The organism is Vibrio sp. 9-16B-A1 (genome assembly GCF_056726165.1).
Window position 1 is genome coordinate 347,184 of record NZ_JBSDZD010000005.1, and the last position, 10,008, is coordinate 357,191.

At 52.2% G+C, this 10,008-nt stretch carries 5 protein-coding genes; 3 read left to right on the top strand and 2 right to left on the bottom strand.

What is annotated here, in order from left to right:
- The first annotated feature begins 120 nt into the window (after positions 1-120).
- The 3 genes from ACVB80_RS11080 (at position 121) to ACVB80_RS11090 (ending at position 8,493) form a co-directional block, all read left to right on the top strand.
- The gene (locus tag ACVB80_RS11080; RefSeq protein ID WP_481081355.1) at positions 121-4,041 is read left to right on the top strand and encodes a response regulator; all 3,921 of its coding nucleotides are present in this window, start codon (positions 121-123) and stop codon (positions 4,039-4,041) included.
- 277 nt (positions 4,042-4,318) lie between these two features.
- Positions 4,319-5,362 (top strand): efflux RND transporter periplasmic adaptor subunit, encoded by a 1,044-nt coding sequence (locus tag ACVB80_RS11085; protein WP_481081356.1) that lies wholly within the window; start codon positions 4,319-4,321, stop codon positions 5,360-5,362.
- Complete coding sequence (locus ACVB80_RS11090) at positions 5,362-8,493, top strand: efflux RND transporter permease subunit (RefSeq protein WP_481081357.1); 3,132 nt, start codon at positions 5,362-5,364, stop codon at positions 8,491-8,493. Before ACVB80_RS11085 ends, ACVB80_RS11090 begins: the two co-directional genes overlap by 1 nt.
- 121 nt (positions 8,494-8,614) lie before the next feature.
- Here the strand turns inward: ACVB80_RS11090 and ACVB80_RS11095 are convergent, their stop codons facing one another.
- Together ACVB80_RS11095 and ACVB80_RS11100 are read right to left on the bottom strand one after the other, a co-directional pair.
- A complete protein-coding gene (locus ACVB80_RS11095) occupies positions 8,615-9,547 on the bottom strand; it encodes an IS3 family transposase (RefSeq protein ID WP_481081362.1) in 933 nt (310 codons plus the stop codon).
- Positions 9,457-9,963 (bottom strand): transposase, encoded by a 507-nt coding sequence (locus ACVB80_RS11100; protein WP_481081358.1) that lies wholly within the window; start codon positions 9,961-9,963, stop codon positions 9,457-9,459. Before ACVB80_RS11100 ends, ACVB80_RS11095 begins: the two co-directional genes overlap by 91 nt.
- Between the last annotated feature and the right edge of the window lie 45 nt (positions 9,964-10,008).

Consider the following 10,008-nt stretch of genomic DNA (forward strand, 5'->3'; position numbering starts at 1 on the left):
AGTATAGACAAGATCTGCCTGTTATCTGACCTGTGCTGCATTCTGAGCGATGGTTTTTTGCCCGTTTGAAATTGTTCACTATTATTTAATGAGTTAGAAGTTAATGAGCGCGGTAGCCCCATGAAAATGAAGTCCCTTTTTAGCCTGGTTTTCCTGATCATGCTGGTGGTCAACCTGAGTGTGATCGTGGTCGTCCACCGCGCTGTCACCGCTTTTCAGGAAGAAGAGCGCTCGCTGCTCCAAACTGCCCAAATTAACGCCCTGGGCGATGAACTCCGTCAAAGCTCCGATAACCTGACCAAATTCGCCCGCGCCTACGCCGTCACCGGCGATCCAAAATGGAAAGAGCTGTTTAATCACGTCCGCGACGTAAGAAATGGCCTGGTGAGCCCTCCGGAAGAGCACGATCTGGACTACTGGGATTACCTTTCTACCCAGTCTCCGGTTGATCAGAAGGCCCGGGAAGGCATCTCATTTGAAAAACGTCTCTCCAATGCCGGCATGTCCCCGGCGGAAATCTCCGCCCTGACCCTGGCGCTCAACAGCAGCGATCACCTGACCGACCTCGAAGAACAGGCATTCAGCCTGATAGAAACCGGCACACCCCAGGGCCGCCTTCAGGCACTGAATGTTCTTTATGGCAGACACTATTTCGAAGAAAAAGCGCGCATCATGAACAATATAGAAAGCGCGTACCGCTACAGCGTCGATCGGGTTGCCGACATCCAGGTCAGCTCTTCTGAGTCCGTTAAGTTCATGTCACTGCTGCTCAATGTCAGCGTCATCACCCTGGTTGCCCTGACCCTGATTTCCGCGTGGATGCTGTGGCACTTCTACCTGTCTCCGCTGGAAAACATGCAACAACAGGTGATCCGCCGGGTCACCAACCAGGACTATGACTTCAGGCTTAACGAAAAAGTCCCGGGAGAGCTGGGACAGTTCTCCAAAGCCATCAATGCGCTGCTGCACAGTTTTCAGCAGCAGCTGCGCCTTGGCCGGACCGTTCAGAACTACAATGACATCATTCGCGGCAAAACCCAGCTGACCGAAGTCATCTCTGCCACCAAGCAGTTTATCAATCACTATTTCAACAGCCCTGTTATCAGCTTCTATCACTACCGGGACCACCAGTTCCGGGTGATCGATTCGCTGGGCGACTGGAGCGAGAAAAACCCGGACCTTCATTCCCTGCTTTATCTGTGCATAGAGATGGGCAGCCATAAAGTAGTGCGCGGCAGCGGGCAAAATCCGCTGGCGCTCAGCATGGGCCAGATGAAACTCAGTCTGCAGGAAATCCACTACTTCCCTATCCAGGCCAATGAACAGCCGCTTGGCGTACTGCAGCTCGGCGTAGCCCAGCCACTCGATGAACAGGATATCCGCATGCTCAACGAGCTGGTTGAAGCGCTGGCGATCGCCTTCCGGCTCAGCCTGAGCAGTGAGAAGCAGCGCGAGACCGAGAAAGAAGTGACCCGGCAGCTCAAGCTCAATCAGCACATCATGGACTCCATTCCCAACCCGACTTATTACCGTAACCGTCTGGGTGAGTACCTTGGGGTCAACGATCAGTTCTGTACTTTCTTTGGCAGCAATCCGGACGAGGTGCTGGGTAAAAACATTGAAGAATTTTTCGATGAAGAAGCCGCTTTCCAGCTCAAAAAGCATGAACTTGACCTGCTGCAGGGAACCAAACGGCTGCAGTTTGAGCTGAGCCTGAACAACCACGCCAATGAACCGCGCCAGCTGGTGGTATACGAAGCCCCTTTCTATGACCAGAACAACAGCATTATGGGTGTGGTCGGCACCTTCCTCGATGTCACCGAAACCAAGGCACTGGAGCAGGAACTGATCGAAGCCAAGGACGCCGCCGACAAACTCAGCCAGATCAAAGGCGACTTCCTCGCCAACATGAGCCACGAGATCCGCACGCCGATGAACGCCATCATGGGCATGACTCATCTGGCACTGGAAACCAAGCTCGATACCCAGCAACGCGACTACATCAGCAAGATTGAATCGTCCAGCCGCCAGTTGCTCGGGATCATCAACGACATCCTCGACTTCTCCAAAATTGAAGCCGGTAAGCTGGAAATTGAATCCGCGCCATTCAAACTCAACGAAGTACTGGATAACCTGGCCAATATTCTCTCTGCCAAAGCCGATGACAAAGGCGTTGAACTCATTTTCAACGTCTCGCCGGCCATGCCGAACCTGCTCAGCGGTGACCCGCTGCGTCTGGGTCAGATCCTGATCAATCTGGTTGGTAATGCCGTTAAGTTTACTGAGCAGGGCGAAGTAATCGTCAGCGTCGCCGAACAGAGCCGGGAGGATGAACAGATCCGGCTGACATTCTGCGTGGAAGACACCGGCATCGGCATGACGCCGGATCAGGTCAGCCGCCTGTTCCAGGCCTTCTCCCAGGGGGATACCTCTACTACCCGCAAATACGGGGGAACCGGACTTGGCCTGAGCATTTCCCGTCAGCTGGTCAATCTGATGGGTGGGGAAATAGACGTTTCCAGCCAGTATGGCGTGGGGTCTAAGTTTGAGTTCACCCTCACCCTGCCGTATGACGGAGCCGCTGGAAACACCAATCCTCTGCAGGAGCTGGATGACTGCCGCCGTGCACTGGTAGTGGATGACAATGACGCCGCGCGAATCGTACTGGCGAGCATGCTGATGGATCTCCAGTTTGATGTGGACGTGGCTTCCGGCGCTCAGGATGCTTTCAGGCTGCTGCGCGAAGAAGACCAGCCCTACGATCTGCTGATGATCGACTGGCAGATGCCGGATGTGGATGGCATCGAAGCGATTGAATACATCCGCCGCCACTCCCTGGCCCCGGACAGCAAGATCGTCCTGATCTCCGCTTACGCCAGCCAGCTCCGGCTGATGCCGGAAGTCAAAGCCCTGCTCGATGGCGTACTGAACAAACCGATCAATGCCTCGGCACTGGTCGATACCCTGGTCAACTGCCTGGGGCCGGTTATTTGCCAGCCTCAGTCCTCAGACAGTGGCCGTACATCCCAGCCCCTGCCACGGCTGGATGATTTCCATATCCTGCTGGTGGAAGACAACGAAACCAATCAGGAAATCGCCCAGAGCATACTCAGTGCCCAGGGTGCACAGGTCAGCGTGGCAGGTGACGGGCTCGAAGCCCTCAGTCTGGCCGGCAAGCACACCTTTGACCTTATTTTAATGGATATGCAGATGCCAAGAATGGACGGCGTCACCGCAACCAAAGAGCTGAGAAAGCTCTGGACACCAGAGCAGCTGCCCATCCTGGCGATGACAGCCAACGCGATGAAACCGGATATAGATCAATGCCTGGCGGCCGGTATGAACGACCACATCGCCAAACCAATTGAAGTACCGGAGCTTTTGAACAAAATAGCCGGATATGGCACCAGCCCCCATCCAGACAACGACAGCACCACCGGTGACGCCCCGCAGGCGGAACAGGTACCTGAACTGGACGGCATCGATATAAACAGTGGCCTGAAGCGCCTGCTGGGCAATCAGAACAGCTACTACTCTGCGCTGAAAACCTACCTCCACCAGCTGCCACAGGAGCTCGATGTACTGGAAGCCGAAAGCCTGGCAGGACAGAATGATGATGTCAGTAAACGGCTGCATACCCTCAAAGGCGCGGCAGGCAGTCTGGCGATTGATAAGGTGTACAATTACGCCGTCGCTCAGGAGCCGGTCGCAAAATCCGGCCAGCAAATAGATATTGATCAGCTTGAAGAACTGAAAGTGTTTGTGACCCGCAGCCAGTACGCCGTCAATGCCCTTTGTGCCCAGTTAACTGAACGGCGCAAACCCGGTCGGCTGGTACCGGACAGCCAGTTCCACCGCCTGCTCGAAGAGCTGAACAATGCCCTGCAGGATTCCGATACTGAATCACTCAACCTGGTAGAGCAGCTGAAAGAATATCAGCTGCCAGATCCTGGCCTGCTCGGTCAGATGGAAGAGCAGCTGAATGCGTTCAGGTTTGACCAGGCCGCTGACACCCTCAATCTTCTGCGCCGCTCCCTGTGAGCGGCAGCAAACTTACTAAGACATACAAAACAGCATATTGTTTAATATGCCATACCTCAAATGTGATCATTGTCACATTCCAGATAAATCAATCAAAAGTACCATTACAAATAATTTAACTGACAACTCAGTAACTTAGGCCTCCTTCATTACAATCAAAAATAGTTCGATGAAAAACATTTCAAATTTATTAGACTTTACGCAATTTTTTGCGCAAAAAAATTTGTAATATTCACATCAAGTTTGACATGGAATAAATTATTAAGTTGGAGAATCTATGCCTAAGGCCAAACTGATCGCACTGCTGTGCGCCGCTCCGGTTATGAGCTTTGCTGCGACACAGGTCGATGTGATGAAAGCGGAAGTACAACCCATCTTTCAGCAAAAAACTTACAGTACATCCCTGATAGCATCACAGCGTATCGCCCTGATTTCACAGACCTCCGGGGCCATTGTATCCAAGCAGGTACGCAATGGTCAGCGGGTGGAAATCGGTGATGTGATCGTTAAGCTTGATGACCGGGACTACCAGCTGAATCACATGGAAGCTGACGCAAATCTGGATCTGGCTAAAGCAAACTTCAATGAAGCATCCAATGAGCTGAAACGTGCTACCAAACTATTCAAATCTGGCGGTATGTCGAAGTCAAAGCATGAGCAAATTGAAAGCCTGTTCATCAAAGCCCGTGCCAGCGTAGAACTGGCGGAAGTCAATGAGCAGCGCGCAGCCCTTGCACTGGAGCGCACCAACATCCGTGCCAAAGCGGCAGGTAAAGTGGTGAACCTGTTCCTGGACCAGGGCCAGCACGTTCAGCAGGGCGAAGCCATCTGTGACATCATCAATGATGATCAAATCGACGCCATCGTTGAGCTGCCAAGCAACGATGCCTTTGTTCAGAGCATCGATACCCTGGCCGCAGAGCTGAAAGTCGACAGTGCCCATTACCAGCAGGCAGGCAAACTGTTTGCGATTGACGGCGCGATTGACCCGACCAAGAGTACCCTGAAAGTACGCTACCGCTTTGACAACCAGGGCCAGCTGCTGGATGGCCAGTTTGGTAAAGTCACCCTGTCCAACAACCACGGTAAAGGCAACATCGTGGTTCCTCAGTCTTCGGTTCTGACCGACCGCCAGGGCAAATATGTCTACGTGGCAAAAGAGGGCGTACTGGAGCAAAAACGCGTTCAGTCACTGGGTAAACACAAGAAGATGGAACTGGTACGCGGCCTTGAGCCGAGTGACATGGTTGTGACCAGCGGTACCATCAAGCTTTACCCTGGCCTTGAAGTGACCACCAAACTGGCACAAGGCGGTGAGTAATGAGCCGATTCTTTATTAACCGTCCCAACTTCGCCATCGTGGTCGCGCTGTTTATGACCATTATTGGCGCGATTGCGATGAAAGTACTGCCGGTAGGCCAGTACCCGAACGTTGCCCCACCAACCGTGATGGTTTACATCAACATGGATGGTGGTTCGACTGACGTAATGCAGAAGTCTGTCGCCGCCCTGATCGAAAAAGAGGTCAACGGCGTAGAAGGCATGACCTACATGAAATCCAACATCGGTAACGATGGCTCATACAGCCTTGAAGTGCAGTTTGAGATCGGTGTCGATGCGGACCGTGCGGTAACCCTGGTACAAAACCGGGTAAACAAAACCGTCTCCAGCCTGCCGGAAGGTGCCCAGCGCTACGGTGTGACCGTAGAGAAGGTCTCCTCGGGCATGCTGATGGCGTTCACCGTACGTGATGACCTTGGCCGTATGGATGACATCGAGCTGTCTAACTGGACTTCGATGAACCTCAAAGAAGGCCTGCAGCGTCTCTCTGGTGTATCCCGCGTGATGGTACTGGGTGAGAAGAACTACTCAATGCGTATCTGGCTGGATCCTCAGAAGATGGCGTCCCTGTCGATGACAGTAGATGAAATCCAGGCAGCGCTGTTTGAACAGAACCAGATCCTGGCAGCTGGTCGTGCGGGTCTGTCTCCGACCGAAGGTGACAACTCATGGGAGTACACCTTCAAAGTAGACAGTGCGCTGCAAAAACCTGAAGACTTTGCCAACGTTATCATCCGTGCAGACAGCACAGGTATCATCAAAGTAAAAGACGTGGCACGCGTTGAGCTGGGCTCTGTGCAGTACATGGCAAACTCGTACCACAACAACCAGGCCGCGACTACCGTGTTCATGTACCGCTCACCAACGTCTAACGCAATGGACGTGGGTAAAGCGGCCAAAGAGTACCTGAAAAACGCCAACCTGCCTGCGGGTATCGCTATCGACATTCCTTACGATGGCACCGTATTCGTAGAGGCCGCGATTGACGACATCTTCAAAACCCTGCGTGATGCCGTAGTCCTGGTAACCCTGATCACCGTTCTGTTCCTGCAGAGCTGGCGCATCACCCTGATCACCATTACCGCGATCCCGGTCTCCCTGATCGCCACTTTCGCTATCATGCTTGGCGCAGGCATGACCATCAACATCATTTCTATGTTTGGTCTTATCCTCGCGATAGGTATCGTGGTGGATGCGGCCATCATCGTAATCGAGAACGTCGAACGACTGTGGGAAGAAGACCCGACCCTGAGTGTGCGTGACGCGGTTCTGAAGTCCATGGACGAAGTAACCGGCCCTATCATCGCTTCTATGCTGGTACTGCTGTCTGTATTCGGCCCTACCCTGTTCATGCCAGGCATGACCGGTATCATCTACGGCCAATTCGGTATCGCTATCTCAGCGGCGGTTATCGTATCGACCGTTGTGGCACTGGTACTGACCCCGGTAATGTGTGTGATGCTGATGAAGCACGGCGAGAGCAAAAAAATCTGGCTGTTCCGTGTATTTGATAAAGGCGTAAACCACAGCCGTGACGGTTTTGGTAAAGCTGTAGGCTTCTTTGGCCGCCGTATCTTCCTGTCACTGGCGCTGATTGGTGGTGTATTTGCTTCAATCTATGTACTGGGCAACAACACCTCGACCGGCTTCCTGCCAGACGAAGACAAAGGCACCCTGTTTGCGGTAGTCATGCTGCCGGACGGCTCTGCACTGCACCGTACTGACGAAGCCCTGCACGGCCTGTCTGAACAGCTTCAGGAGATCCCTGGCGTGAAATCTGTGGTATCGGTAGCGGGCTTTAACCTGATCACCAACTCAACCGGTCCGAACGCAGGTCTGATGCTGATCACCCTAGACGACTATGAAGAGCGTCGCGGTATTGATGAAGTCAGCCTGTGGAATGTTCTGGGTCAGGCACAGGGCGTACTGGACGGCGAATCCGAAGTATTTGGTATGGCCTTCCCGCCTCCTGCTATCCCTGAACTGGGCCTGGTAGCCGGTTTCGACCTGATGTTCAAAGACACCCAGGCACGCGATCCGGTAGAGCTGGCGAACGCGGCTTATGCTTTCATCGAGAAAATCAACGCCGATCCGCGTGTAGTGGGCGCTTACACCACCTTCACCGCGAACACACCAAACATCAAACTGGAGATCGACCGAGAGAAGATCAAGATGATGGGCCTGCAGATGGACCAGGTGTTCAACACCATCCAGGCGCAGTTTGCCGGTGCTTACGCAGGCAAATTCAACCTCAGCGGCCGTAACTTCTACGTGTACGTTCAGGCTGAGCAGATGACCCGTAAACACATCGAAGACCTGAACTTCCTGACGGTACGCAACAGCCATGGCGAGCTGATCAACATCAGCAGCGTGGTAAAACCTAAAGTCGTGTTCGGCCCGCAGGTTCTGCAGCAGTTCAACCTGACCCAGGCAGTGAACATCAACGGCTACCCGGCACCTGGCTACTCCTCTGGTGACGCAATTGCCGCCGTGGAAGAAGCCGCAATTTCTCTGCCACCAGGCTTTGAAATCGAATGGGCAGGCCTGACCAAGCAGGAACTGGCAGCCGGTAACTCAGCGGTTATCGCGTTCGCACTGGCAATCCTGTTCACCTACCTGCTGCTGGTCGCACAGTATGAGTCCTGGGTAATTGCCCTGTGTATCATCCTGTCGGTACCCACCGCCGCCATCGGCAGCCTGCTGACCGTGTTCCTGATGGGTACAGACATCAACCTGTACGTTCAGATAGCCATGGTTCTGCTGGTAGGTATGTCCGCCCGTAACGCCATCCTGATTGTGGAATTCGCCAAGAAACTGCGCGAAGAAGACGGCTACGACATCGTAGACGCCGCGGTAACCGCAACCCGCATGCGTTTCCGCGCAGTAATGATGACCGCACTGAGCTTCATCTTCGGCCTTCTGCCACTGATGTTCTCAGACGGCGCCGGCTACGCAGCCCAACAGGCCATCGGTTGGGGCGCATGCGGCGGCATGGTATCAGCTACCTTCCTGGGTATGCTGGTAGTGCCGGTCATCTATGTGCTGCTGCAGACGTTGCGTGAGAAGGTTGTGGGTAAGCCTGAAGCGATTGAAGTTGCTGAAGTGAAGTAGGCCTGAAGGCTGATTGTAAGGGGCCCTGCCGGGATGGTGGGGTCTTTTTTTGTTTGTATGCGGCAGAAAGGCGATCGTTCCCACGCTCTGTGAAGTGACCCCTTAAAGTTGGACAGTTTCGTTAAGCTACCAGCAGCGCCTGATTTCGATACTCTCTCGGAGTCAGGCCATTTAGCTTTACCTTGATCCGCTTTGTATTGTAGTACTCGATATAGTCTTTAAGACTGGAGATCAAGTCATCTGCATCGTCGAACTGGTGTCCATGGTACATCTCTGTTTTTAAGATCCCAAAGAAGTTTTCTGCCACTGCGTTATCCAGACAGTTACCTTTTCTCGACATACTCTGCGTCAGTCCGTTATCGGACAGATGTTTCTGGTAAGCCCTGTGTTGATATTGCCACCCCTGATCACTGTGTACTATCGGTTTTGAGCTATTATCTAGTGTTGATATAGCCTCCTTCAGCATCTCTGTAACAAGCGGCAAACGTGATGTCTTCGAGATATTGAACGCGACAACTTCTTGGGTAAACAAGTCGAGAATCGGAGATAAAAAGACCTTTTGCTCCTTTACTTTAAACTCGGTTACGTCGGTTACCCATTTCTCGTCGGGTTGCGTTGTTTTAAAATCTCTTTTCAAGATATTTGGAGCTGTTTTCCCCACATCACCTTTGTAAGCCCGGTACTTCTTGGGTCTTACTGTTGATTTCAAACCGAGTTGAGTCATTAAGCGCTGTACCGTTTTATGGTTGAGCTTTATCCCCTCTCTGCGTAGTTCTAAGTGTATCCTGCGATAACCGTATCGCCCCTTATGTTCATGATAAATTGAATATATTCTTTCACGCTCATCTTCATAAGCAGGCTTACGCTTCGCCACCTTGCTCTGATAGTAGAAAACGCTCCTTGGTAGCTCAAGGGCTCTCAGTAAGTGTTTTAGTGGGTAAGTTTTTTTAAGAGCTAAAACTGCTAACGCTTTTTCTTTGTTCGTTGAAGCCGTTGCTGTTTCAGCTCCTCCAACTTTTTTAAAGCCGCATTCTCCGCTCGCAAATATGCCAATTCCTCCCGCAGCTCTTCCAGGGTCATTTCATCATCAGATTTCTGTGGTTGCTTTGGTGACTTTTTCATGGACATTTTTGCTCCGCGACGGTTCTCAAGCCCTTTGATTCCCCGCGCTTTGTATTTATTGAGCCACGCAGTCAAAGTTGTAGAGAAAGAGAGATTTAGGACGGCACTAGTGTGTCTGACAGACCAATTATTTGTCCACATTAATTCAATAGCTTCTCGTTTAAACTCTGTGCTTACTGACTGCCCATCGACCGTAAATGAATCCTCCCCATGAAGGGAATACACCTGAGCCCAGTATCGGATGTATTTGGATGGGACTGAATACTTCTGACCGAGCAGATTGGGAGTCATCCCATCTAAGTATTCTTTTGCAACGATGAACTTAAGTTCTCGACTGTATTTGGACATAAAAGATCCCCAATAATTGGTGTCCAACTATTGGGGGTCAGTTCA

What these genes read in the sequence shown, in the direction of transcription:
- ACVB80_RS11080 (WP_481081355.1), top strand. Translation starts at nt 121, where the DNA reads ATGAAAATGAAGTCCCTTTTTAGCCTGGTTTTCCTGATCATGCTGGTG.
- ACVB80_RS11085 (WP_481081356.1), top strand. Translation starts at nt 4,319, where the DNA reads ATGCCTAAGGCCAAACTGATCGCACTGCTGTGCGCCGCTCCGGTTATG.
- ACVB80_RS11090 (WP_481081357.1), top strand. Translation starts at nt 5,362, where the DNA reads ATGAGCCGATTCTTTATTAACCGTCCCAACTTCGCCATCGTGGTCGCG.
- ACVB80_RS11100 (WP_481081358.1), bottom strand. Translation starts at nt 9,963, where the DNA reads ATGTCCAAATACAGTCGAGAACTTAAGTTCATCGTTGCAAAAGAATAC.